25 protein-coding genes are annotated in these 22,261 nt (G+C 69.6%); 12 read left to right on the top strand and 13 right to left on the bottom strand.

Features of this window, described 5'->3' with window-relative positions:
* The first annotated feature begins 5 nt into the window (after positions 1-5).
* The gene (locus tag KZC52_RS04365; RefSeq protein WP_247622838.1) at positions 6-839 is read left to right on the top strand and encodes an alpha/beta fold hydrolase; all 834 of its coding nucleotides are present in this window, start codon (positions 6-8) and stop codon (positions 837-839) included.
* Between the two features lie 38 nt (positions 840-877).
* On the top strand, positions 878-1,189 hold the full coding sequence (locus KZC52_RS04360; protein ID WP_247622837.1) for a thiamine-binding protein: 312 nt from the start codon (positions 878-880) through the stop codon (positions 1,187-1,189).
* A gap of 14 nt (positions 1,190-1,203) precedes the next feature.
* Here the strand turns inward: KZC52_RS04360 and KZC52_RS04355 are convergent, their stop codons facing one another.
* Positions 1,204-1,659, bottom strand: coding sequence for a DUF2000 family protein (locus tag KZC52_RS04355; RefSeq protein WP_247622836.1), 456 nt, complete (start codon positions 1,657-1,659; stop codon positions 1,204-1,206).
* 48 nt (positions 1,660-1,707) lie between these two features.
* On the opposite strand from KZC52_RS04355, the gene KZC52_RS04350 reads away from it, so the two are divergent.
* From KZC52_RS04350 to KZC52_RS04340, 3 genes are read left to right on the top strand one after another with little or no spacing between them, the layout of a single operon-like run.
* Positions 1,708-2,493, top strand: a complete 786-nt coding sequence (locus tag KZC52_RS04350) for a helix-turn-helix transcriptional regulator (RefSeq protein ID WP_247622835.1) — start codon at positions 1,708-1,710, stop codon at positions 2,491-2,493.
* A gap of 9 nt (positions 2,494-2,502) precedes the next feature.
* Complete coding sequence (locus tag KZC52_RS04345; RefSeq protein ID WP_247622834.1) at positions 2,503-3,732, top strand: MFS transporter; 1,230 nt, start codon at positions 2,503-2,505, stop codon at positions 3,730-3,732.
* Positions 3,733-3,741: 9 nt separating this feature from the next.
* Positions 3,742-4,350: an NUDIX domain-containing protein gene (locus KZC52_RS04340; RefSeq protein WP_247622833.1), complete on the top strand. Its 609-nt coding sequence runs from the start codon at positions 3,742-3,744 to the stop codon at positions 4,348-4,350.
* Between the two features lie 24 nt (positions 4,351-4,374).
* Here the strand turns inward: KZC52_RS04340 and metX are convergent, their stop codons facing one another.
* Both metX and KZC52_RS04330 read right to left on the bottom strand, forming a co-directional pair.
* Entirely contained in the window at positions 4,375-5,583 is a 1,209-nt protein-coding gene (gene metX / locus KZC52_RS04335) for a homoserine O-acetyltransferase MetX (protein ID WP_247622832.1), read from the bottom strand.
* A 107-nt stretch (positions 5,584-5,690) separates the two neighbouring features.
* Positions 5,691-7,013 carry a bifunctional o-acetylhomoserine/o-acetylserine sulfhydrylase gene (locus tag KZC52_RS04330; protein WP_247622831.1) on the bottom strand — a complete coding sequence of 441 codons (1,323 nt, stop codon included), beginning with the start codon at positions 7,011-7,013 and terminating at the stop codon, positions 5,691-5,693.
* Between the two features lie 147 nt (positions 7,014-7,160).
* Here KZC52_RS04330 and KZC52_RS04325 point away from each other — a divergent pair, with 147 nt between their 5' ends.
* From KZC52_RS04325 to KZC52_RS04315, 3 genes are read left to right on the top strand one after another with little or no spacing between them, the layout of a single operon-like run.
* Entirely contained in the window at positions 7,161-7,943 is a 783-nt protein-coding gene (locus KZC52_RS04325; protein ID WP_247622830.1) for an SDR family oxidoreductase, read from the top strand.
* A 2-nt stretch (positions 7,944-7,945) separates the two neighbouring features.
* Positions 7,946-8,659, top strand: coding sequence for a uracil-DNA glycosylase (locus KZC52_RS04320; RefSeq protein ID WP_247624701.1), 714 nt, complete (start codon positions 7,946-7,948; stop codon positions 8,657-8,659).
* 4 nt (positions 8,660-8,663) lie between these two features.
* On the top strand, positions 8,664-9,284 hold the full coding sequence (locus tag KZC52_RS04315; RefSeq protein WP_247622829.1) for a GNAT family N-acetyltransferase: 621 nt from the start codon (positions 8,664-8,666) through the stop codon (positions 9,282-9,284).
* Here KZC52_RS04315 and KZC52_RS04310 read toward each other — a convergent pair.
* The 6 genes from KZC52_RS04310 to KZC52_RS04285 all read right to left on the bottom strand — a co-directional run bounded on the left by KZC52_RS04310 (position 9,278) and on the right by KZC52_RS04285 (position 15,232).
* Positions 9,278-10,069 carry an ABC transporter ATP-binding protein gene (locus KZC52_RS04310; RefSeq protein WP_247622828.1) on the bottom strand — a complete coding sequence of 264 codons (792 nt, stop codon included), beginning with the start codon at positions 10,067-10,069 and terminating at the stop codon, positions 9,278-9,280. The two genes, KZC52_RS04315 and KZC52_RS04310, sit on opposite strands and share 7 nt — an antisense overlap.
* The gene (locus KZC52_RS04305) at positions 10,066-10,857 is read right to left on the bottom strand and encodes an ABC transporter ATP-binding protein (RefSeq protein WP_247622827.1); all 792 of its coding nucleotides are present in this window, start codon (positions 10,855-10,857) and stop codon (positions 10,066-10,068) included. The genes KZC52_RS04310 and KZC52_RS04305 overlap by 4 nt, the downstream gene beginning before the upstream one ends.
* Positions 10,854-11,726, bottom strand: a complete 873-nt coding sequence (locus KZC52_RS04300; RefSeq protein ID WP_372491556.1) for an ABC transporter permease — start codon at positions 11,724-11,726, stop codon at positions 10,854-10,856. The genes KZC52_RS04305 and KZC52_RS04300 overlap by 4 nt, the downstream gene beginning before the upstream one ends.
* Positions 11,723-12,670, bottom strand: coding sequence for an ABC transporter permease (locus KZC52_RS04295; protein ID WP_247622825.1), 948 nt, complete (start codon positions 12,668-12,670; stop codon positions 11,723-11,725). Before KZC52_RS04295 ends, KZC52_RS04300 begins: the two co-directional genes overlap by 4 nt.
* 18 nt (positions 12,671-12,688) lie before the next feature.
* Positions 12,689-14,206 (bottom strand): ABC transporter substrate-binding protein, encoded by a 1,518-nt coding sequence (locus tag KZC52_RS04290; protein ID WP_247622824.1) that lies wholly within the window; start codon positions 14,204-14,206, stop codon positions 12,689-12,691.
* Positions 14,207-14,311: 105 nt separating this feature from the next.
* On the bottom strand, positions 14,312-15,232 hold the full coding sequence (locus KZC52_RS04285) for an alpha/beta fold hydrolase (protein ID WP_247622823.1): 921 nt from the start codon (positions 15,230-15,232) through the stop codon (positions 14,312-14,314).
* A 171-nt stretch (positions 15,233-15,403) separates the two neighbouring features.
* Between KZC52_RS04285 and KZC52_RS04280 the strand changes: the two genes are divergently transcribed.
* From KZC52_RS04280 to KZC52_RS04270, 3 genes are read left to right on the top strand one after another with little or no spacing between them, the layout of a single operon-like run.
* The gene (locus KZC52_RS04280; protein WP_247622822.1) at positions 15,404-15,880 is read left to right on the top strand and encodes a carboxymuconolactone decarboxylase family protein; all 477 of its coding nucleotides are present in this window, start codon (positions 15,404-15,406) and stop codon (positions 15,878-15,880) included.
* On the top strand, positions 15,877-16,590 hold the full coding sequence (locus KZC52_RS04275; protein WP_247622821.1) for a tyrosine-protein phosphatase: 714 nt from the start codon (positions 15,877-15,879) through the stop codon (positions 16,588-16,590). Before KZC52_RS04280 ends, KZC52_RS04275 begins: the two co-directional genes overlap by 4 nt.
* A gap of 56 nt (positions 16,591-16,646) precedes the next feature.
* Entirely contained in the window at positions 16,647-17,117 is a 471-nt protein-coding gene (locus KZC52_RS04270) for an SIP domain-containing protein (protein ID WP_247622820.1), read from the top strand.
* A 23-nt stretch (positions 17,118-17,140) separates the two neighbouring features.
* Here KZC52_RS04270 and KZC52_RS04265 read toward each other — a convergent pair whose 3' ends face one another.
* From KZC52_RS04265 to KZC52_RS04250, 4 genes are all read right to left on the bottom strand, one after another.
* The gene (locus KZC52_RS04265) at positions 17,141-17,578 is read right to left on the bottom strand and encodes a Fe-S oxidoreductase (protein ID WP_247622819.1); all 438 of its coding nucleotides are present in this window, start codon (positions 17,576-17,578) and stop codon (positions 17,141-17,143) included.
* A complete protein-coding gene (locus tag KZC52_RS04260; protein WP_247622818.1) occupies positions 17,575-18,381 on the bottom strand; it encodes an arginase family protein in 807 nt (268 codons plus the stop codon). The genes KZC52_RS04265 and KZC52_RS04260 overlap by 4 nt, the downstream gene beginning before the upstream one ends.
* 68 nt (positions 18,382-18,449) lie before the next feature.
* Positions 18,450-19,193 carry a PspA/IM30 family protein gene (locus KZC52_RS04255; RefSeq protein ID WP_247622817.1) on the bottom strand — a complete coding sequence of 248 codons (744 nt, stop codon included), beginning with the start codon at positions 19,191-19,193 and terminating at the stop codon, positions 18,450-18,452.
* Positions 19,194-19,248: 55 nt separating this feature from the next.
* A complete protein-coding gene (locus KZC52_RS04250) occupies positions 19,249-21,291 on the bottom strand; it encodes a TPM domain-containing protein (RefSeq protein ID WP_247622816.1) in 2,043 nt (680 codons plus the stop codon).
* A gap of 122 nt (positions 21,292-21,413) precedes the next feature.
* Here KZC52_RS04250 and KZC52_RS04245 point away from each other — a divergent pair, with 122 nt between their 5' ends.
* Complete coding sequence (locus KZC52_RS04245; protein WP_247622815.1) at positions 21,414-22,253, top strand: DUF3097 domain-containing protein; 840 nt, start codon at positions 21,414-21,416, stop codon at positions 22,251-22,253.
* Positions 22,254-22,261 lie beyond the last annotated feature (8 nt).

Genomic DNA, 22,261 nt, shown 5'->3' with positions numbered 1-22,261 from the left:
ATCGTGTGGCAGAAGCAGTGGTCGCGCAGGCGGCGGACGGACGAGAGATCCGGATCACCCTTCTCGGTGACTCGGACGGGCTTCCCCTCGTCGTCCTCCCCGGAGGCCCGTGCCGGGACCCCGAGTACCTCGGGGATCTCGCCGGGCTCGCGGATATCCGGCCGTTGGCGATCCTGCACGTCCGCGGCACGTCGAAAACCGGGGGGACGTCGTGGGGCTGGTGGAACGACGCAGCGGATGCCGTCGCCGCACTCGACCGACTCGGACTCGACAGCGCCGACGTGCTGGCGCACTCCGCGGGTACGCGGCTGGCGCTGTCGCTCGCGACTCAGCACCCCGAACGCGTTCGTTCGCTCGCGCTGATCACCCCGCCGTCCACGTGGCTGAGCGGCGTCGAATACGACGGCGCCGGGCTCGTCGCGGATCGCGAAGAGCCCGAGGTCGCGCAGGCCTTCGCCTCGATGCTCGGCCCGGACCCCACCGATGAAGAGGCGTTCCAGCGAGCGTGGGAGCGCGAGCAACCGGCGGGCTATGGGCACTGGACCGAGCGCGAGAGGTCCCACGCGCCGGTGGGCGGGATGTCGCTCGCCGCCTCCACGGCGTGGTTCGACGGCATCCCCGCCGATGCCCGGGAGAGGATCCTCCGCGCGCCGCTGCCGCCGACCCTCATCGCCGGCGGTGCGCTCGACATCCTCACCGGCGTCGCGCCCGTCCGCGCCTACGCCGAGCAGCTCGGCGCACGACTCGCGATGATCTCCGATGCCGGGCACTACCCGTGGGTCGAGCAGCCGGCGGCCTTCCGTCGGGTCATCGATCCCTGGGCGACGGCGACCCGCTGAGACCCGCACACCGCCATCGAAGAGACACGAGGTTCCCCATGCTGATCGCCTTCTCCGTCGCTCCCTCCGGCACCGGCCGCGAAGACGGCTCCGTCCACGTCGCCGTGGCCGCCGCCGTGCGCGTCGTCCGCGAGTCCGGGCTGCCGCACCGGACGACGAGTATGTTCACTGAGATCGAGGGCCCCGACTGGGACACCGTGATGGACGTCGTCAAACGCGCCACCGAGGCGGTCATGCCCTTCGGCTCGCGCGTGTCCTTGGTGCTCAAGGCCGATATCCGCCCCGGCTTCACCGGCGAGCTCGACGGCAAGATCGAGCGTCTCGAGCGTGCGATCGACGAGGCCGAGTAGAACGCACACGTCGTTCAGGCGTGCATGCGGGCGCCCTTGAGCATGCGGTCGACGGCGTTGCGCGGACCCCGGAGCGCGAGCCCCACGAGATCGAGGTCGGCCGTTGCGACGGCCGCGACGGCGGCGCGATTGGCATCGTCGTGCCCTGTCGCGAAGAGCTCGCGGGTGTAGACCGCGAGCGCGACATCGTCTCGGGAGGAGGCACGATCGCGAACCGAGCGCAGGAGATCGGAGTTCCCGGTCATGACGAGCACGGGCTGACGCAGCATCGGCAGATAAGTCGTGCCGTCGCGGTCGCGGTAGGGTCCGCCGGTGAGATCGGGTGCACTCACGGTGATGCCGGAGATCAGGAAAGCGGTCACGTTGAGCTCCTGCCAGGCGGCGAGGTCGTCGCCGAGGAGGACGACGACCTTCGTGTCGAAGCGGGCGGTCTGTTCAGCGGGGGTGCTCGTCGGCAGTGCGGTGGTCATGTATCCACGATCGCGCCGGAAGCCCGCGGCGTCTTGTACGTTTCTTGCATGGTCGATCGCGTGCACGCCTGGCATCCCGCGGTGCCCGCGGTGCGGGAGGTGTATCACGCCTCCTTCGAGCACGCGTACCCGCTTCACGCCCACGACGTCTGGACGGCGATGCTCGTGGACGAGGGAGCGGTCGCCTACGGTCTCGATCGTTCGTCGCACATCGCCGCGCCGGGTGCGGTGACGCTGCTGCCCCCGGGCGTCCCGCACGACGGGCGTTCGACCGTGGACGGTCGCATCTATCGCAAACGTGTCGTGTACTTCGATCCGGCGTGGCTCCCCGCCGAGGCGGTGGGCAGGTCGGTCGTCCACCCGACGGTGCGCGACCCGCGAGCGACGGCGGCGGCGCGACGCATCCACGCCGCACTCGCCCTGCCCGGTGACCTGCTCGCCGCCGAGCAGTGGACGCTCGCGCTGAGAGGGCGCATCCTCGCCCATCTCGGGTCATCGACCGTTGCCTCTCGCGACACGCCGCTCGCTCGCCGCCTCCGGGCGCTCATCGAGGATCGTTTCACGGAGTCCTTCACCCTCTCCGAGATCGCCACCGCATGGGGAGCGCATCCGAGCCATCTGACGCGTTCCTTCACGCGCACGTACGGCATCGCGCCGCATCAGTACGTGCTGAGCCGACGCATCGATCTCGCGCGAAGGCTCCTGGTCGACGGCATCCGACCGTCCGACGCCGCGGCGCAGGCCGGGTTCCACGATCAGGCCCATCTCACGCGACACTTCCGGCGCGTGCTCGGGACGACCCCCGGTGCCTTCGGGCCGTCGGCGGGCCGGTAGGCTGGACCGGTGAATCCCTCGACTGAATCGAGGGGTGCGGCGAAGAGGGCGCTCCTCTCTCTCGCCATCGGCAGTTTCGGCATCGGCATGACCGAGTTCGTCGTCATGGGCCTGCTCCCGAACATCGCCTCCGACCTGCTTCCCTCCCTCTGGGCCTCGAGCCAGGAGGATGCGCTGAGCCAGGCCGGATGGCTCATCTCGCTGTATGCGCTCGGCGTCGTGGTGGGCGCGCCGACCATCGCCGGTTTCGTCGCGCGCTTCCCGCGGCACCGCGTCATGATCGTCCTGGCGATCGCGCTCACGGTCTTCAACGCCCTCACCGTGGTGCTGCCGACGTTCGAGCTGGTCGGGGCGTCGCGCTTCCTCGCCGGCCTCCCGCACGGGGCCTACTTCGGCATCGGCGCTCTCGTCGCGGCCGACGTCATGGGGCCGGGCAACCGCGCCAAGGGCGTCGCCTTCATCCTCACCGGCCTCACGGTCGCGAACGTCGTCGGGGTTCCGCTCGGCACCTTCCTCGGCCAGGCCTGGGGATGGCGCGCCGCGTTCGGCGTCGTCGCCCTCGTCTTCGCCCTCGCGACGATCTGCATCGTGTTCTTCGTGCCCGAGCACCCGGGTTCCCCCGGCCGGACGATGCGTCAGGAACTGGGCGTCTTCCGCATCCGGCAGGTCTGGTTCACTCTGGGCATCGGCGCGATCGGCTTCGGCGGGTTCTTCGCCGTGTACAGCTACATCGCCCCGTTGGTGACCGAGGTGGCCGGGTCACCGGAGTGGGTGGTGCCGATCGTTCTGGTGCTCATGGGCATCGGCATGACGGTCGGAAACCTCGTGGGCGGTCATCTCGCCGACATCGATCTGCGGCGCACGCTGCTGTTCGGACTCGCGGCGATGGCGGTCGTCTTCGCCCTGCTCGCCGTGTTCTCGTTCTGGATCATCTCGCTGAGCCTCTTGGTGCTCATCGTCGGCTTCGTGTCGTCGGTGCTGAGCCCGACGATCCAGACCCGTCTCATGGACGTCGCCGAAGACAATCAGTCGATCGCCGCGGCCATGAACCACTCCGCGCTGAACATCGGCAACAGCCTCGGGGCGTTCCTGGGTGGCGTCGTGATCGCCGTCGGCTGGGGCTTCACGGCTCCCGCGTGGACCGGTGCCGTGCTCGCGATCGCCGGTCTGCTGATCGCTCTGCTCTCGTACCGCGTCGAGGCTCGTCGCTCCGCTGCCCTGGTGGGCGCATCGTCGTAGGGTGAGGGGATGCTCACCCCCGATGCTCTTCCGGTGGCCGGAACGGCCGTGCTGGTGCGTGACTCGACCGGCGGCGTCGAGGTGCTGATGATCCGTCGGCCCGAGCGGGGTTCCTTCGCGGACGCGTGGGTCTTCCCGGGCGGCAAAGTGGAGGAACACGATCGGCGACACGGCTCCGGGGAGATCGACGACGCGCGACGCGCCGCCATCCGAGAGACGCAGGAGGAGGTCGGCCTCGAGATCGCCGGTCTGTCGGCGTTGTCGCAGTGGCATCCGCCCGCCGAGGCGCCCACGCGGATCCGGACGTGGTTCTTCCTCGCTGCGGCACCGGCTGCCACGCCCGTCCCGTCGCCCGACGAGGTCGTCGAGTACGCCTGGACGACCCCGGCACAGGCGCTCGAACGGCACGCGACGGGGGAGTGGTCTCTGTTCCCGCCGACGTGGATGACACTCCACGGTTTGATCGCGGTCACCGACGCCGCTTCCGCGCTCGCCGCGCCGTCGACACCGGCCCTGTTCCGAACGCGCGTGATCCCGACGGATACCGGGCACGACTTCGCCTGGGAGCAGGGTCGTCTGCTGACCGGTGGACTCCCGTGGCGGTTCGTCGAGGAGTGAGCCGGCGAGTGAGCCGTCGGGGTGTCAGCTGTCGAGCAGTCGCCGCAGGTGAGCGCCCACGGCCTCGTTCTCGATGAGGAACCCGTCGTGCCCGAAGTCGCTGTTCAGCACGACCGCGTCGTGGCCGTCGAGGGTGTTCGGGATGCTCCGGGCGATGCGGTGCTGGCCATCGACCGGGAAGAGGCGGTCGCTGTCGATCCCCAGCACGAGCGTCGTCGCGGTCACGGTGCGCAGAGCCTCCTCCACGCCGCCGCGGTCGCGCCCGACGTCGTGCGAGTTCATGGCCTCGACGAGCGTGATGTAGCTGTTCGCGTCGAAGCGGCGCGTGAACTTGTTGCCGTGGAAGTCGAGGTACGACTCGACGGCGAAGCGCCCGCCGTGCCCGAGCGGTGAGACCCCCGACTGCCAGGAGCGCTGGAACCGCTGATTGAGCTCGATCGGGCTGCGGTAGTTCAGCAGAGCCATCCGTCGGGCGAGGGCCAGACCCCGGTGCGGGCCGTCGCCGTCGCCGAGGTCGTAGTACTCGCCGCCCTGGAACCGTGGATCCATGCGGATCGTCTCGAGCTGCACGGTGTTGAGCGCGATCTGGTCGGCGGTGGTCACGGGAGGCGACGAGAGCACGGCGAGCCGTTCGACCCGTTCCGGATGCGTCACCGCCCACTCGAGCGCGTGCATACCGCCCATCGAGCCGCCGATGACCGCGGCCCACGTGTCGATTCCCAGGGCATCGGCGAGGCGCACCTGAGCGGCGACCTGATCGCGGATCGTCAGGTACGGGAAGCGCGAGGCCCATTCGTAGCCGTCGGGGGCGACGCTCGCGGGTCCGGTCGAGCCCTGGCAGCCGCCGAGCATGTTGGGGGCGACGACGAACCAGCGGTCGGTGTCGAGGGGTGCGCCGGGACCGGTGAGCTCTTCCCACCATCCGGCGGTCGGATGCCCTGCACCGGCCTCGCCGCGCACGTGGCTGTCGCCGGTGAGGGCGTGCAGCACGAGCACCGCGTTGTCGCCCGCGGCGTTCAGCTCGCCCCACGACTCGTAGGCGATGCGGATGCTGGGGAGCTCGGCCCCGCTCTCGGTCCGGAATGCGCCGGACCGCGCGAAGCGGCGTCCGCCCACGGGGTCGCCGTCGCGCCAGGCGCCGGTCGCCGGAGGTCGCGCGCGGAGGAGCCGGACGTCGGCCTCCGTCACGAGCGCCGAGGGCACTGTGTCTTCAGAGGTCGTCTGCCAGTCCATGCTTCCATTCTCGCGTGACCTGCGGGTCGAGCGGCGAACGTTACGCCGCCGGAAGACACGGATGCCCCGGACTCCGGGAGTCCGAGGCATCCGTGGTGGGCGAATCGTCAGGCGCGAGCGGCCTCCGAGACGCGACGGGCAGCGGCCAGGGCCTGGTCGAGGTCGGCCTTGAGGTCGTCGACGTTCTCGATGCCGACCGAGAGGCGCACGAGGCCGGGCGTGACGCCCGCCGTGAGCTGCTGCTCGGGGCTGAGCTGCGCGTGAGTGGTCGATGCCGGGTGGATGACGAGCGAGCGCACGTCGCCGATGTTCGCCAGGTGGCTGAACAGCGAGAGGCTGTTCACGAACTCGCGACCCGCCTCGACACCGCCCTTCAGCTCGAACGACAGCACCGCTCCGACGCCCTTGGGCGCGTACTCGTTGGCCTTGGCGTACCAGGGGGAGGACGGCAGCCCCGAGTAGTTGACGGTCGCGACGTCATCGCGTCCGTCGAGCCACTCGGCGATCTCCTGCGCGTTCTGCACGTGGCGCTCGATGCGCAGCGACAGCGTCTCGACGCCCTGGATCAGGTTCCACGCGCTCTGCGGGGCGATCGCGGATCCGAGGTCGCGGAGCAGCTGCACGCGGGCCTTGATGATGTACGCGAGCGGGTCGCCGACCGCGGTCGTGTAGCTGGCCCCGTGGTACGAGGGGTCCGGAACGGTGAGCCCCGGGAACTTCTCGACGTTCTTCGACCACTCGAACGAACCGCCGTCGATGATCACGCCGCCGATCGTCGTCCCGTGGCCGCCGAGGAACTTGGTGACCGAGTGGATCACGATGTCGGCGCCGTGCTCGAACGGACGGATCAGGTACGGGGTGGCGATCGTGTTGTCGACGATGAGCGGCACACCGCTGGCGTGGGCGACGTCGGCGACGGCGCGGATGTCGAGGACGTTGATCTGCGGGTTGCCGATCGTCTCGGCGAAGAACAGCTTGGTGTTCGGGCGGACCGCCCGGCGCCACTCCTCGGGGTCGTCCTGGTTCTCGACGAACGTGACCTCGATGCCGAGCTTGGCGAGCGTGTACTTGAAGAGGTTGTAGGTGCCGCCGTAGATCGAGCTCGAGGCGACGAAGTGGTCGCCGGCCTCGGCGATGTTCAGGATCGCGAAGGTCGATGCCGCCTGACCGCTCGAGAGCACCAGTGCTCCCGTGCCTCCCTCGAGGGCCGCGAGGCGCTGCTCGAGGACGTCCTGCGTCGGGTTCTGGATGCGGGTGTAGATGTTGCCGAACTCGGCCAGGGCGAAGAGGTTCGCCGCGTGGTCGGCGCTGTCGAACACGTACGACGTGGTCTGGTAGATCGGCGTGGCACGTGCCTTCGTCACCGGGTCGGGCGCAGCACCGGAGTGGATCTGCTTGGTCTCGAAACGCCAGGTCTCGGGTGCGGACATGTTGTTCCCCCTGGAACGATCGATGAGCGGATGGCGGATGCCGTTTCAGCGAGAGTACGGAATATTCCCTCCTGTCAACAATGAGTGGGAAATGTGACGTAACAGTCCCGATCGGCGAAAAACCGCGGAACATCGTACGGTGGAGGCATGGTGAACAGACGTGCAGTTGTGACGGGAGCGAGCTCGGGGATCGGGGCGGCGACGGTGCGGGAGCTCCGCTCGCGCGGATGGGACGTCGTGGGCGTCGCCCGGCGGGAGGATCGTCTCACCACCCTCGTGGCCGAGACCGGGGCATCCGCCATCGCCTGCGACCTGACCGACTCCGCCGCCGTCGATGCCCTCATCGCCGAGCTGGAGGCCAGCGGCCCCGTGCACGCGCTCGTGCAGGTGGCCGGGGGAGCGCGCGGGACCGACCGCATCGAGGATGCCTCGGTCGAGGACTGGCAGTGGATGTTCGACGCGAACGTGCTCTCGACGCAGCGGCTCGTGAAGGGCCTGCTTCCGCTGTTGCGCCGCGCCGCAGCAGCCGACGGCCACGCCGACACGGTGTTCGTGACGTCGACGGCGGCCCAGACCGCGTATGCGGGCGGAGCGGGGTACAACGCGGCGAAGGCCGCCGAGGCGATGCTCGTCCGGGTGCTCCGTCAGGAGCTGAACGGCGAGCCGATCCGCGTGGTCGAGGTCGCACCGGGAATGGTGCACACCGAGGAGTTCACCCTCAACCGTCTCGGCGGGGACTCCGTCGCAGCCGAAGCCGTCTACGCGGGAGTCGAGGCTCCGCTCGTGGCCGGAGACGTCGCCGACGTCATCGCCTACGCGCTCGATGCGCCGGGGCATGTGAACCTCGACCTCGTCACGATGCGTCCGGTCGCGCAGTCGGCTCAGCACCTGCTGGCGCGCGGACCGCTGCGCGTGCGCTCCGCCGAATGACGATGCCCCGCACCCTCGCCGAGCTCGCCGCGGATGGCGAGATCGACCCGGGATGGGCGGAGGCGCTCGCGCCCGTGCAGCACGACATCACCGCCCTGGGCGAGCGTCTGCGCGGCGAGGTGCAGGCGGGGCGTGGATACCTTCCGGACGGCGCGAACGTGCTCCGGGCGTTCCGGCGACCGCTCGCCGATGTGCGGGTTCTCATCACCGGTCAGGATCCCTATCCGACCCCCGGTCATCCGATCGGACTCTCGTTCGCGGTCGACCGCGACGTGCGGCCGCTGCCGCGCAGCCTCGCCAACATCTACCGCGAGCGGGAGAGCGATCTCGGCATCCCGCCCGCGCCGCACGGCGACCTCTCGGCGTGGAGCGATCAGGGGGTGCTGCTGCTCAACCGGGTGCTGACCGTGCAGCCGGGCGTGGCGGGCTCGCACCGGCGGTGGGGGTGGGAGAAGGTCACCGAAGCCGCGATCCGGGCGCTCGTCGCGCGCGACCGCCCGCTCGTCGCGATCCTGTGGGGCAAGGACGCCGAGAACCTGCGTCCGCTCCTGGGGGCGACGCCGGTCATCGCGTCGGCCCACCCCTCGCCGCTGTCGGCGCGTCGCGGTTTCTTCGGGTCTCGCCCGTTCTCCCGCGCGAACGAGCTGCTCGAGGGCCTGGGAGCGGCGCCGATCGACTGGCGGGTAGAGGGCGAACGCCCCGGATCCCTAAGCTGAGCGCATGCAGTTCGAACCGGGGGACCGACGTCGCATCCTGCCGCGCCACCTGCGTCCTGCGGCGGCCCCCGAGATCTTCTCGTACACGATCCGTCCCGCCCGGCCCGGTGATCTGCCCTCCGTGCGCGAGATCTACAACCACTTCGTGAGCAACTCCGCCGTCACGCTCGACGAGAAGAGCAGCAGCATCCCGTACTGGCGCGACAAGTTCGCCCTGCTGGATCGGCTCGGGCTCCCGTTCCTCGTCGCGGTGTCACCTTCCGGGGTGGTCATCGGCTATGCGCTCGCGCAGCCCTGGGCGGGCAAGAACGCCTATCGCTACACGGTCGAGGACTCGATCTACCTCGGCCCTGGTGCCGGCGGAAAGGGCCTCGGTGGCGCGCTGCTCCAGGCGCTGATCGACGCCTGCGAGCAGTTCGGCATCCGCGAGATGGTCGCGGTCATCAGCGACAGCGGTGCCGAGGCGTCGATCCGTCTGCACGCTCGCCTCGGTTTCGTGGAGGCGGGGCGCATGGCCCGGGTCGGCCACAAGTTCGGTCGCGAGCTCGGCACCGTGTACATGAAGCGCGCGCTGAGACCGGTCGCGCGCCGCCGTCGGTTCCTGGCCTCCGGTCGCGGTCACTGATCGCTCGGGATGACCGGGATCGCGGCCAGCAGAGCCTTCGTGTAGTCGTGCTGCGGGCGCAGGAGCACGTCGCCGGTCGTGCCGCGCTCGACGATCCGGCCGTCCTTCATCACCACCACGGTGTCGCTGAGGTTCTGCACCACACCGATGTCGTGCGACACGAGTACGAGGGTGAGGTCGGTCGTCCGTCGCAGATCGACGAGGAGCTCGAGGATCTGCGCCCGTACCGTCACATCGAGGGCCGAGAGCGGCTCGTCGCCGATGAGGATGCGGGGGCCGTGCACGATCGCACGAGCCAACGCGATGCGCTGTCGCTGCCCGCCGGAGAACTCGTGCGGATATCTGTCGCCGGCATCGGGCTCCAGCCCGACTCGGGCGAGCACCTCGCGCACACGCGCCCGATGATCGCCGTCGATGCCGAGGGCCCACAGCGGCTCACGAACGATCTGCCCGGCGGTCATGCGCGGGTCGAGGGAGGCGTAGGGGTCCTGGAAGACGAGTCCCGTCTGTCGGCGCAGCCACCGGAGGGACGTCGCGGATGCCGACGCGTCCACGCGCCGTCCGCCGACGGTCACCGTCCCCGATGTCGGTCTGTCGAGGCCCAGCAGCAGGCGCACCAGTGTCGATTTCCCCGAACCGGACTCGCCGATGATCCCGACGGACGAGCCCTCGATGATATCGAGGTCGGTCGGCTCGAGGGCCGTCTGCCGACGTGTGCGCTCGAGGGGCGAGCGCTTCGGGACGATGAACTCGCGGGTCAGCCCACGCGCTTCGGCGAGACTCATGCGATGCCTCCGTCCGGGCGCCACAGCGTCGCCGTCGCATCGCGGAGCAGCCCCTGCGTGATCGGCGAGCTCGGTGCGGTGAGCAGCGTCGAGACCGGAGCGGACTCGACGACGCGCCCGTGTTCGAGAACCACGCCTTCGGTGGCGACCTGTGCGAGGACGGCGAGGTCGTGGGTGATGAAGACGAGCGACATGCCCTCGTCCTCGACGAGGTGCAGCAGGAGCGCCAGGATCTCGGACTGGATCGTGACGTCGAGCGCCGTGGTCGGCTCGTCGGCGATGAGCACCCGCGGGCGGCAGGCGAGTGCCATCGCGATCGCGACGCGCTGGCGCTGGCCGCCGGAGAGCTGGTGCGGGTAGCGATCGACGATCGACTCCGGATCGGGGAGCCGCACGCGGGCGGCTTCCTGAACCGCGCGTGCGCGCGCTTCGCGTCGCCCGATGCCCTCGTGGATGCGGATCGCCTCGGCGATCTGCCGACCGACCGTGCGGATCGGATTGAGGGCGGTGCGCGGCTCCTGGAACACGATGCCGATCTCGTCACCGCGCAGTCGGGCGAGCTCGCGGTCCGGCATCCCGACCAGTTCCGTGCCGTTCCAGCGGATGCTGCCCGCCGCCGTCGCGCCGTCGGGCAGGAGCCCGAGGATCGCGAGAGCGGTGAGCGATTTGCCCGACCCGGACTCGCCGATCAGGCCCAGACGGGCGCCGTCCGCGACCTCGAACGAGACGCCGTCGACGACGCGACGCCCGTCGATCTCGACGGTCAGGTCTTCGACGACGAGGCTCATGCGACCACTCCGGGGGTGTGCGTCTCGGCGCGGCGGTGGCGCAGCGTGGGGTCGGTCGCTTCGCGCAGGGCGTCGCCGAGGAGATTCAGGGCGAGGACGGTGAGGGTGATCGTGAGACCCGGCCAGATCACCGAGAGCGGGTGCACGCCGATGTAGCGCTGCAGGTCGGCGAGCAGCAGGCCCCAGCTGGGCTCGACGACCGACGCGCCGAAGCCGAGGTACGACAGTCCGGCTTCGGCCAGCACGGCGACGGCCATCGACCACGACAGCTGCACGATGAACACCGGAGCGACGTTGGGGAGGAGGTGGCGCAGCAGGCTCTGCGCGGGAGTGAGGCCGGATGCCTTCGCCGCGAGGATGAAGTCGCTCTGCTGCACCCTCCGCAGCTCGGGGCGGGTGACGCGCGCGATGTTCACGCCGAAGCCGATGCCCACGGCCCAGATCACGACCCAGAGGGAGCCGCCCCAGACCGAGGAGATCATCATCGCGATCAGGAGCACCGGGAAGGCGATCAGGATGTCGACCAGAACCGCGATCGTCTCGCGCAGCCACCGGGCGGTGAGGGCGCCGAGCGCGGCGAGGGCGATGCCGACGACGGTGGCGACGACTCCGGCACCGATGCTGACGAACACCGTCGTGCGCGCCCCCGCCATGATCAGGCTCAGGATGTCGCGCCCGGTGTCGTCGGTGCCCAGGAGGTGCGGCCAGCTCGGACCGAGCCACCGGTCGCTGATGGTCGAGGATTGCGGGTCGAACGGCGTCCAGAACAGCGCGACGAGGGCTGTCAGGCCGATGAGGGCGACGACGATCAGGCCGAAGGCGCCCGTCGGGGTCGCCCACAGGCGGCGGAGCCACAGCGGAGCCATCATGCCTCCCTCTGGCGCGGGTCGATCGTGCGGTGGAGCAGGTCGACCAGGAATCCGATCACGAGCACGAAGCCGGTGAGCACGAGGAGTTCGCTCTGCACCTTGATGAGGTCGCGGGTGCCGACGTCCGCCACCAGCATCCGTCCGATGCCCGGGAGGGTGAACAGCTGCTCGATCACGACGGAGCCCACGATGATGCCGGCGACTTGCAGGCCGAGCACCGTGATGATCGACAGCCCGACGGCGGGGATGCCGTGTCGGATCAGCGCCTGCGTACGCGTGAGTCCCTTGGCCGCCGCCGTGCGGACGAAGTCCTGGCCGGCCGCCTGCAGGGTCGCACTGCGCACGAAGCGCATGAGCATGGCACCCTCCACGATCCCGATCGTGAGAGCCGGCAGGAGGAGCGCCTCGATGGCCTCGCCGGGCGTGCTCCACCCGGTGCGGGGGAAGCCCTGCGGGGGCAACCACCCGAGCCAGACCGAGAAGACGACGATGAGCATCATGCCGGCCCAGACGACGGGGACGGCGGCGAGGGTCTGCGCGCCGACACTCAGCGCGGTGCCTGCGCGCCGTCCGCGAGCCAGCGCGGCGAGGATGCCGAAGGGGATCGCGATCACGACGGCGATGAGGAGCGACATCAGCCCGAGCGGCACCGTGACCTGCGCCTTGAGCAGGAGCTCATCGCCGACCGAGGCGCCGGAGAGCAGTGACGTGCCGAGGTCTCCGCGGAAGATGCCTCCGATCCAGTCGATGTACTGCGACAGGAGCGGCCGGTTCAGGCCGAGCGATTCGCGCAGCGCTTCGACCTCGGCCGGCGATGCCTGGGTGCCGGCGATGAGCTGGGCGACATCACCCGGGAAGACGCGCAGGGTGAGGAAGATGAGGGCGCTCGCGACGAGGAGCCCTGCGATGAGCAGGGCTCCTCGAACGAGCGCGTAACGGATCACGGAGGACGAGACCGCCGCCTACTCGGCGGACGAGACCGTCACGCCGGCCAGGTTGATGCGCGAGTTGATCGAGTCCTCGGGGAAGCCGGTGACGATCGGCGCGACCGCCGTGATCGTCTGGCCGTTGTACAGCCAGTCGGCCGCGTGGTCCTCCGAGACGATCCGCGCCGCCTGGGCGAGGAGATCGGCGGACTTGTCGGGGTCGACCTCGGCGAGGGCCTCGGCGTAGAGGCTCTGCACCTCGGCGTTGTCGTACCCGAAGTAGTAGTCCGGGTTCGCGAAGTTGCCGAAGTCACGCGGCTCGACGTGCAGCACGTAGCTGAGGTCGTAGTCGTGGTTCGTGTAGACGTCTTCGAGCCAGGTGGCGAACTCGACCGAGTCGACGTCGAGGGTGACGCCCACCTTCGCGAAGTCCGAGATGAGCACCTTCGGCACGGTGGTGCCGTAGAACGAGGGGATCGTGAGGGTCAGCTCGAGATCCTCCTGCCCGGCCTCCGCCAGGAGTTCCTTCGCGCGCTCGGGGTCGTAGGAGACGACATCGGAGAGGTCTTCGTAGCCCGGGTCGAGCTCGGGGATCGGTCCGTAGAGCGGGGTGCCCGCGCCGGCCGCCTCGATGAGCGCGTCGTGGTCGATCGCCAGGCGCAGCGCCTCGCGCACGCGAACGTCGTCGAGCGGCGCCTTCGCGTTGTTGAACGCGAGCGTGGCCTTGTCGGTCGTACGACCCGTGGTGAGGGTGAAGTCGCCCGAGTCCTCGAGCTGCGACGCGAGGTTCGGGTCGACGGCGGTCAGCACGTCGACGTCGCCCGCGATCGCGGCGTTCACACCCGCGGTGAAGTCGGGGATGTACTGGAACTCGACCGACGCGACGCCGGCGGGCTCGCCCCAGTAGGCGTCGCTGCGCGCGAACGTGATCGTGCTGCCCTTGTTCCAGCGGGTGAGGGTGAAGGGTCCGGTGCCGTTCTCCGCCGTCTGCAGGTCGGTGGTGTCGCCGCTCTTGAACACCAGGCCGGCGGGACCGGTCAGGGCGAAGAGGAAGTTCTGGTTCGGCTCGGAGAGCACGATCTCGACGGTCTTCTCGTCGGGCGCGGTGATCGAGGAGACCGAGGCGAACTCCGCGTTGCCCTGGATGGTCTCGTCGGTGCGCACCTGCTCGTACGAGGCGACGACATCGGCCGACGTCAGGGGCGAGCCGTCGTGGAAGACCACTCCGTCGTTGAGCGTGAACGAGTAGGTCAGGCCGTCGTCGGAGACCGAGTAGTCCGAGGCGATGCGCGCCTCGATCTCGTTGTCCTGGGTGCGGGTGACCAGGCCCTCGTAGATGTTGTCGATGAGGATCTGCTCGAGTGCCGCGCCACTGGTGTGCCGGATGTCGAGGTTGGTCGGCTCGAGCACGAGACCCACGTGGAGGGTCGCGTCGGGGTCGACCTCACCGGTCGAGGTGGCGGCGGGCTGCGGACTGCCGGAGCACGCGCTGAGGATGACAGCGGTGGCGGCGAGCGCGGAGATGAGCGCTACGCGTCGGGAGCGTCGGAACATGATGGTTTCCTCTCGGTGCGGCAGGTGCTGTGTGCCGGTTGAACGAGCCTAGGGATGAGCGAGAAATCGAAGGGTGCGGTGTGGAACGCGACGTCACATTCCGTTTCACACCGACGCGGAGGCTGCGGCGACGAACTCGGCGAGTTCGACGGGAGCGGTCTCCTGAACGTTGTGGGTGGCATCGAACACCACGACGCGTGCGGTCGGGATGCGGCGCTGCAGGTCAGCGGCATCCGCTTCGCTGACGAATCCCCGCGTCGCCCGGATCACGGTCAGGGGAGCGCGGACGGCGGCGAGGTCGTCCCATCCCGTCTCGTGCAGGACGGACGGTGCCGCCGGGGTGCCCGGGGCGTGGGATGCGAGAGCCTGCGCGGCGAGGTGCGCGAAATGGTGCTTCCACTCGATGCGTCCGTCCGGTCGCACGCGGGTGTTCAGGAACACACCTCGCTCGGTCTCGGGGCGTGTACCGCCGAACCCGAGCGCGATCGCCTTGTCGACGAGTTCATCGCGGGTCGCGAAGTCCACGGGCCCGGCATAGAACTCGCGGAGGGCCGCGGGACCGGCGGAGGTGTCGATGCCGGGGGTGATGTCGACGACGATGAGCTCGGCGACGAGATCGGGGCGGCTCGCCGCCAGCGCCGCGCCGGTCAGGCCGCCCAGGGACTGTCCGACGACGATCTGCGGTACGTCGGTCCATGCATCGAGCGCCGCGGCCACGTCGACGGCGAGGGTGCGCGGCGTGTAGTCGAGGTCGTCGCGCCAGGACGAGTCTCCGTGCCCGGCGAGGTCGATCGCGAGGAGCGGGGTGCCGAGGGCGAGCGCTGTGGTGTCCCAGGTGTGCGCGTTCAGACCGGCACCGTGCAGCAGCGTCATACGGGCGGGTTCCGTCCCGAAGCGCAGCGCGCTGACCGTGCGGCCATCCGGCAGGGGGAGGGTGAGCCGTTCGACCGGAGGAACGGGGAGGCCGAGCGCCTCGGCCTGCGCGGGAAGATAGCTGAACTCGCTGATGTCGATCGCCACGCCCATATTCTGCGCCCCTCGAGCAAGCATCGCGAAATGGCGGATCAAAGTGAGCATCTAGGACGCTCAATCGCTTGTCTAAAAGTTCAGAAAACAGCCTGCGGGGTTGGCTTCGTGCATTTCTTGATGACGGAATGCGTCGGCCGTCCGACACCGACAGCCGAATATCATGGAGTCATGAGCGAGACGCGAGTGCACCTCTCCAAGACCGAGCCGACCGCCTACCAGGCCCTCGATGCGTTCTCCCGCACCGTCGGAGAGATCTGCGCCGCCAATGGCATCGACGATCGTCTCAAGGAGCTCGTCATGATCCACTGCTCGCAGCTGAACGGCTGCGCCTACTGCACACGCATCCACGTCGACCGTGCCGAGGCTGCCGGTATCGACGCCGACACCATGATGCAGATCGCGACCTGGCGCGAGAGCGGCGTGTTCAGCGAGCGCGAACGCGCGGCGCTCGAACTCGCCGAGGCGTTCACGTTCATCTCGGAGGAGGGCGTGTCCGACGAGGTGTACAACCGCGTCGGCAGCGTGTTCACCGAGAAGGAGTACGCAGCCCTGAGCTGGGCGTGCGTGTCGATCAACGCTTTCAACCGCGTCGTGGTCGCCGGGCGATACCCCGTACCGGCCCGTTCGCCGCAGGCCCGACCATGAGCGTGCTCGACGTCGGCGGCGTCAACAACGTCCGCGACGTCGGCGGGATGCCGGCGGCCGGCGGTCGCATCCGTCAGGGCATCCTGTTGCGCTCCGGTCAGCTCTCCGGAGCGACGGCGAAGGGGGCCGAGGAGCTCCGCGGCCGTGTCGCGCACATCGTCGATCTGCGCGACGGCGAGGAGGTGGCGGCGGAGCCCAGCGAGATCGTCGGTCCGGATACCACCCACCTCCCGCTGTTCCTGGGGTCCGTGCGCTCGTTCTTCGAGACCGACACGAGTCTCGAAGACCTCTACCTGCATCTCCTCGAGGAGAGCGGTGGGAGGCTCGTCGAGGCCATCCGCATCATCGCGGCGGGGGAGCCGACGCTCGTCCACTGCACGGTCGGCAAGGACCGCACAGGGGTGACGGTCGCACTGGCACTGTCGGCCGTGGGTGCCGATCGCGAGGCGGTGATCGAGGACTATGCGCTGACCGAGTCGCAACTCCCACCCGAGCGGAACCGTCGGATCGCCGCATACCTGACCGAGCTCCACCCTGAAGCCGTCAACGCCGTCGCTCTCGCGACGCAGTCCCCGGCTCCGGTGATGCGCCGTCTTCTCGAGATGGTCGACGAGCGCTGGGGGTCGGCGGCCGACTATCTGCGGGCGCAGGGGATGACGGATGCCGAGCTCGCGGCGCTGACCGCGGCACTCGTCGAGCCCGTCGGGTGAGGCGAATCGCGGAGCAAGGTTAGGCATGCCTTCATCGGTGTTACGATGGAGGAACCATGGACACCTCGTTCGACATCCGCAGCACACGCGCAGCGCGCCGTGCCGCTCGTCAGCGCTCGCACCACCTCGTGACGGCCGATGAGAAGTCGCTCGTCGACCTCGAGATGTTCCTCTCCACGCTCCCGCTGTGCGCATCGGGTCGGATCTTCATCGAAGTTCCGACCGCTGCCAATATCCAGGTCATCGACGCGCCGGCACGCATGACCGTGACCTGGCTGGCACGCGCAGACCGCTCGGGTGCTCCGGGTTCCGGTCGTTCCTGCGCCCCGGGTCAGGCACTCGCGCGCGCCACGTGCGCGTGGGCCGACGAGATGCTCTGCGATGACGAGGTCTCCACCCAGGTCACGCTTCTCGGCGGTTACCTCGGCACCGCCGACATCGTCGATCACCTCACGACGAGCCTCGCGGTCGAGGCGACGTCGATCCACGCTCCCGAGAGCTTCGGTCTGCTCCCGATCGATCGCTGAACGTTCCGGTCGATCGCTGACCGTCAGCGGGAGCGGCGCACGTAGTTGCCGTCCTCCAGCCCGGCTTCGATCTCGAAGCGGTTGCGCAGCGGGTCGCGCCCGGCGACGAAGTACAGCACCGGCATGAGGAAGCCGTACCGCAGCCACTGAGCCTTGTGGACCGCCTCGTGACGCAGGACGGCGTCGGTCGGACGCACGTCACCGGTGAGGAAGCATCCTCCGACGCACACGCCGCCGCGGTTGAAGGTCCACGGGGGCATTCCCCGGAAGATCCAGAGCCCGCCGCGGCGTTCGACGGGACCGGTGCTCCACAGCGACCCCCAGAGCCATCCCACGGCCGTACCCCAGGCGTAGCCGATCCGGCTCACGGGGGAGCGGAGGAGGAAGGAGGGGATGCGACGGTCGAAGCGTCGGCCGCGGGCCAGTGCCTCCTCGGCCGCGGGTCTCCAGTCCGTCGTCATGCGACGGCACCGATCAGACGCAGGATCGCACCGAGGTCGTCCACCGCGTCGGCGGGCGTGCGCGGGGCGAAGCCCGAGATCGTGGCACCCGCGAGCGGGATGTCTTCGCGGAGTCGGCGGATGGCCGAGGCGAGCGCCGCCGGGGTCGTGCCGAACGGCGCGGGATCGGAGACTCCGGTGATCTCGGCGGGATCGAGCACATCGACGTCGATGTGAACCCAGACCCGTGAGGCGCCGGTCGCGCGGACGGCATCGAGCAGCGCGTCCGTGTCGTCGAGGTCGGCGACCTGCAGGTGGGCGAACGAAGAGATCTCGTCGACCTCGGCATCATCGAGGGCACGCATTCCGACCGTGACGATGCGCTCACGGGGGAGGGCAGCGGTGAGCGCGAGTTGCGGCTCTCCCTCGCCCAGGATCGCGCGGAGCGCCATGCCGGAGAACGCCCCGGACGGAGAGGTCTCCGGCGTATTCAGGTCGGCGTGAGCGTCGCACCACACCACGGCCAGGTCGTCGGTGCCGCCGGGCAGAGCGTCGAGGGCGGCGACGGTGATGCTGCAGTCTCCACCGATCAGCACGCTGTACTCGTCGGTGAGGTGCTCGCGGATCAGTTCGCGGGTGCGCAGCAGAGCGCTGAGCCGCCGCACACCGGTCCCCAGCGACTCGCCGGCTTCGACCGGCACGTCGAGGGTGGTCGTGCGGGCGCGCGGCAGGTCGCCTGCGATGGCCGATGCGCCGTCGACGAGGAGCATCGCGCGTGCGGCCGGTGATCCCTGCCATTGCGGGACGACGAGGAATCGCACCATGGGTGCCTCCCGGGAAAGAGGAAGTGCGGATGCCCCGGACGGTGAGTCCGGGGCATCCGCGGGGTGGATCAGTTGCCTTCGAGGGCCTGACGGGGAGCGGTGCCGCCGGCCTTCAGCTCGGCGAGGCGCGCCTCGACCTCGGTGAGCTCGCCGAGGTCCTCGAGGCTCTCGAACTGGGCGTCGAGGCTCGATGCCGCGAGCTCGATCTTGCCCTGCGCGATGGCCTCCTGACGGCGGACCTTGTCTTCGAAGCGGCCCAGCTCGCTCGTGGGATCGAGCACGTTGATCGATCCGACGGCGTCCTGCACCTTGGTCTGCGCCTCGGCGACCTTGGCGCGTGCGAGAAGCTCGCTGCGCTTGTTCTTGAGCTCGCCGAGCTTGTCCTTCATGCCGTTCAGGCCGCTCTTGAGCTTGTCGACGATCTCGGTCTGAGCGGCGATCTGCGGCTCTGCACCGCGGGCCTCGCGCTCGGCGCTGATCTGACGCTGCAGCGCGATCTTCGCGAGGTTGTCGAACTTGTCGGCGTCGGCGGTGTCGCCGGAGCCGCGCATCTCATCGGCCTTGCGGCTGGCGGCGAGGGCCTTGTTGCCCCACTCGGTGGCCGACTGCACGTCTTCTTCGTGGTCGCGCTCGAGCAGGCGCAGGTTGCCGATCGTCTCGGCGATCGCGGACTCGGCATCGGCGATGCTGTTCGTGTAGTCGCGCACGAGCTGATCGATCATCTTCTGCGGGTCTTCGGCAGAGTCGAGGAGCGAGTTGATGTTCGCGCGGACGAGGGTCGAGATTCGTCCGAAGATGGACTGCTTGGTCATGCGAGGTTCCTTTCAGAGGGTCGGAATCGAAGTCTTGTCGAGTGGCCTATGAGGTTCAGAAGCGCCCACCTCCCGAGCGGCCGCTGCGCCCGCCGCTGGAGCGGCCGCCGCCGAAGCCCGAGCTGCGGAATCCACCGCCTCCGCTCGAGCGCCAGCCGCTGCTCCGGGAGGAGGATCGACTGCCACCACCTCCGCCCGCGAGGAGGCCGCCGATGATGCCGCCGAGGATGTCGCCACCGAGGCCGGAACCACCGGACGAGCCGGAGCCCCCGGAGTTTCCGAACGGTCCGCTGCCCCAGCCGTCGTATCCACGGGAGTCGTAGGCGGACACGTCGGCGGACGCGGAGGAGATCGCCTGTCGTGCGAGATCGAGGGCGCGGGTGGCCTCGGTGAGCGCGGCGTCGGGCGAGGTGGTGCGGAGGGCGACCGCCTGCGTGAGGCTCGCATCGGCCTGCGAGAGGCGGGTGCGGGCGGTGGACCCGACCGTTCCGCGTCGGGTCTCGATGAACTCCCGGGCGGTGCGGATCTCGGAGCCCGCCTGGGTCAGGGTCTGCTCGAGCATCTGCTCCGCGCGCCGAGTGCGCTCGAGCGCCTCGCGCCCCTGCGCGATCGCGGCATCGATCTGGGCGTTCGCGGCAGACAGGGCATCGAAAGCGCGCTGCGGATTGCGCGCGGTGCCGCTGAGATCGGCCTGCGCGGCCTGCAGGTACTGCAGGGTCGTGGACGCGGCTGCGGAGAGTGCTCCGCCGGTGTCGGGGAGCTGCTGCGCGGCGGCGACATCGGCCTGCAGCTCGGCCACGAGCGCCTGCGCCTGTGTCTCGACGGCGGCGAGATCCGAGCCGAGCGCCGTGATCGCCTGCACGAGTTGTGTCGCCTGGGCGACGGATTGCTCGGCCGTGCGGATGGCGAACGCTGCTTCGCCCGTGCGGCCGGCCGCGATCGCCTGGCCCGCCGCCTCGATCGCGTGGTCGGCGAGGCCCACACGCTCCTGAGCCTGGGCGGGGTTGTCGGCGACGGTGCTCAGCGCTTCGGCCGCGTAGGTCGCCGAGAGCGTCGCCAGGGCCGGCGCCGCTCCGCCGAGTACGGGCGCGAGTGCGGCGCGCTCGCGACGCACGCGTTCGAGTTCCTGCGGGGCGTTCTGCTCGAGCTTGCGGAGGGAGTCGAAGGCTTCGGTGTTCGCGTCGAGGAGGTCGTCGATCTCGTCGGCGATCCGGATGATCCGGATGTTCCAGGCGCGCTGCTCGTGCACCGTGTCCTCGATCTCGTCATCGAGCTTCTGCTTGAGGTCGAAGGCCTCCGACAGCTTTGCCTTCGCCTGATCGACGGCGGTCGTGAACTCGGCCGTCGCGCTCTCACCGAACTGCGCGATCGCGAACCCCAGCTCCTCGCGGCTCGAGGTGATGGCGTCGTCGGCCTGCACGAGAGCGGAACCCGCCTGCGTCTGCACCTGCTCATCGGTCAGCGTCGAGAAGGGGTCGGCGGGATCCGGATGCTCCGGCATCGCCCCGCGCTTGCGGATCGCGGCCGCCCGGCGGCTCCGCCGGACGAGAGCGATGACCAGCCACGCCACGAGAGCGAGAGCGATGAGCCCGGCCACGACGAGGAACGCCTGCAGGGCGCCCGCGCCGCCATCGCCCTGGATCTCGTCGGCGGCGAGGAGTATCGCTCCGTCCCAGTCGTCCTGTGCGAGCAGGGGCTGGATCTCCTGTTCGATGTCGTCGAGGCGGGAGTTGCTCAACGGCCCGCCCTCGGCCGCGGAGATGTAGTAGCTGCGCTGATCGGTCGCGATCGCGAGCAGATACTGATCGGGACCGAGGTTGCTGCGCGTCGCCGTCGTGTCCGCCCATTCGACGCGGTCGCTCGGCGAGGTGAACTCGTCGACGAAGACGACGAAGAGATCGGCGGACGAGTTCTCGGTGAGCTCCTGGAGCCGCGTTTCGACGGCGTCCTTCTCACTCGTGCTGAGGACACCCGCGGCATCGGTCACGTACCCCGAGTCGAGCGTGAGGGGGTCGGTCGCGGAGGCTGCCCCGGAAGTGACAAGACCCGCCGCGACGGCGACGACCACGGCGCTCAGCGCCAGCCACCGTGTCTTCATCGTTTTCCCTCCGACCGGCAGGCGAGCCCCATGTCCCGAGTCTATTCACACAGCCCGACACGCGACAGCATCCGAGAGCGGATCGCCGTTCGCCCTCAGCGGAGACGCATACGCTGGAAGGCATGGACGACAGGTACGGAGCGGATGTGCTCGCATCGGGTTGGCGCGAGCGCGGCGCGAAGCAGGTGCCGACGGTCCCCGCCGAGCTCGATCTCGTCGTCGAGGTCGCCGACGACGGGTACTGCGGAGCGGTCACCCGCGTGCAGGGCGGAAACGTCGAACTCGAGGACTGGAAGGGCCGCAAGCGTCTGTTCCCGCTCGGCGGCGGCTTCCTCATCGAGGGCAGGCCTGTGCGGCTGGCACCCCCGGTGCCGAAGACGCAGGCACCGCAGCGCACGGCATCCGGATCCTTCGCCGTCGGAGACCAGCGCGCGCGCATCGCGTTGCCGAGCCGCATCCTCGTCGAGGGCAAGCACGACGCGGAGCTCGTCGAGAAGGTGTGGGGTGCCGATCTCCGCGTCGAGGGCGTCGTGGTCGAGTACCTGCAGGGCGTGGACCTCCTCGACGAGTTGCTCGCCGACGAGCCTCCGTCCGCGAAGCGGCGTTACGGCGTGCTCGTCGATCACCTCGTGCCGGGCTCGAAGGAGTCGAGGATCGCGGATGCCGTCGCCCGGGGGCCGCACGGGCGCCACGTGCGCATCGTCGGGCATCCGTTCGTCGACGTGTGGCAGTGCGTCACCCCGCGGGCACTCGGTATCACGCGCTGGCCCGAGATCCCGCGGGGCACGGATTGGAAGACCGGGATCTGCCGCGCCTTCGGATGGCCGCACGAGACCCAGGCCGACACCGCGCGTGCGTGGCAGCACATCCTGAGCAAGGTGCACAGCTACCGGGAACTCGAGCCGGCGCTGCTCGGCCGGGTGGAAGAACTCATCGACTTCGTGACGGAACCCGCGAGCTGACCCGCGCA

Origin of the sequence: Microbacterium galbinum, from assembly GCF_023091225.1 — a bacterium.
In the GTDB taxonomy this organism is placed as follows: Bacteria; Actinomycetota; Actinomycetes; order Actinomycetales; family Microbacteriaceae; genus Microbacterium; species Microbacterium galbinum.
This window is presented reverse-complemented; position numbering and strand designations above follow the sequence as displayed.

Coding starts and splice junctions, on each gene's coding strand:
- KZC52_RS04285 (WP_247622823.1), bottom strand. CDS start 15,232: ATGGGCGTGGCGATCGACATCAGCGAGTTCAGCTATCTTCCCGCGCAG.
- KZC52_RS04330 (WP_247622831.1), bottom strand. CDS start 7,013: ATGTCCGCACCCGAGACCTGGCGTTTCGAGACCAAGCAGATCCACTCC.
- KZC52_RS04355 (WP_247622836.1), bottom strand. CDS start 1,659: ATGACCACCGCACTGCCGACGAGCACCCCCGCTGAACAGACCGCCCGC.
- KZC52_RS04320 (WP_247624701.1), top strand. CDS start 7,946: ATGCCCCGCACCCTCGCCGAGCTCGCCGCGGATGGCGAGATCGACCCG.
- KZC52_RS04270 (WP_247622820.1), top strand. CDS start 16,647: ATGGACACCTCGTTCGACATCCGCAGCACACGCGCAGCGCGCCGTGCC.
- KZC52_RS04360 (WP_247622837.1), top strand. CDS start 878: ATGCTGATCGCCTTCTCCGTCGCTCCCTCCGGCACCGGCCGCGAAGAC.
- KZC52_RS04310 (WP_247622828.1), bottom strand. CDS start 10,069: ATGAGTCTCGCCGAAGCGCGTGGGCTGACCCGCGAGTTCATCGTCCCG.
- KZC52_RS04290 (WP_247622824.1), bottom strand. CDS start 14,206: ATGTTCCGACGCTCCCGACGCGTAGCGCTCATCTCCGCGCTCGCCGCC.
- KZC52_RS04325 (WP_247622830.1), top strand. CDS start 7,161: ATGGTGAACAGACGTGCAGTTGTGACGGGAGCGAGCTCGGGGATCGGG.
- KZC52_RS04250 (WP_247622816.1), bottom strand. CDS start 21,291: ATGAAGACACGGTGGCTGGCGCTGAGCGCCGTGGTCGTCGCCGTCGCG.
- KZC52_RS04260 (WP_247622818.1), bottom strand. CDS start 18,381: ATGGTGCGATTCCTCGTCGTCCCGCAATGGCAGGGATCACCGGCCGCA.
- KZC52_RS04340 (WP_247622833.1), top strand. CDS start 3,742: ATGCTCACCCCCGATGCTCTTCCGGTGGCCGGAACGGCCGTGCTGGTG.
- KZC52_RS04255 (WP_247622817.1), bottom strand. CDS start 19,193: ATGACCAAGCAGTCCATCTTCGGACGAATCTCGACCCTCGTCCGCGCG.
- KZC52_RS04245 (WP_247622815.1), top strand. CDS start 21,414: ATGGACGACAGGTACGGAGCGGATGTGCTCGCATCGGGTTGGCGCGAG.
- KZC52_RS04265 (WP_247622819.1), bottom strand. CDS start 17,578: ATGACGACGGACTGGAGACCCGCGGCCGAGGAGGCACTGGCCCGCGGC.
- metX (WP_247622832.1), bottom strand. CDS start 5,583: ATGGACTGGCAGACGACCTCTGAAGACACAGTGCCCTCGGCGCTCGTG.
- KZC52_RS04300 (WP_372491556.1), bottom strand. CDS start 11,726: ATGATGGCTCCGCTGTGGCTCCGCCGCCTGTGGGCGACCCCGACGGGC.
- KZC52_RS04305 (WP_247622827.1), bottom strand. CDS start 10,857: ATGAGCCTCGTCGTCGAAGACCTGACCGTCGAGATCGACGGGCGTCGC.
- KZC52_RS04350 (WP_247622835.1), top strand. CDS start 1,708: ATGGTCGATCGCGTGCACGCCTGGCATCCCGCGGTGCCCGCGGTGCGG.
- KZC52_RS04280 (WP_247622822.1), top strand. CDS start 15,404: ATGAGCGAGACGCGAGTGCACCTCTCCAAGACCGAGCCGACCGCCTAC.
- KZC52_RS04275 (WP_247622821.1), top strand. CDS start 15,877: ATGAGCGTGCTCGACGTCGGCGGCGTCAACAACGTCCGCGACGTCGGC.
- KZC52_RS04315 (WP_247622829.1), top strand. CDS start 8,664: ATGCAGTTCGAACCGGGGGACCGACGTCGCATCCTGCCGCGCCACCTG.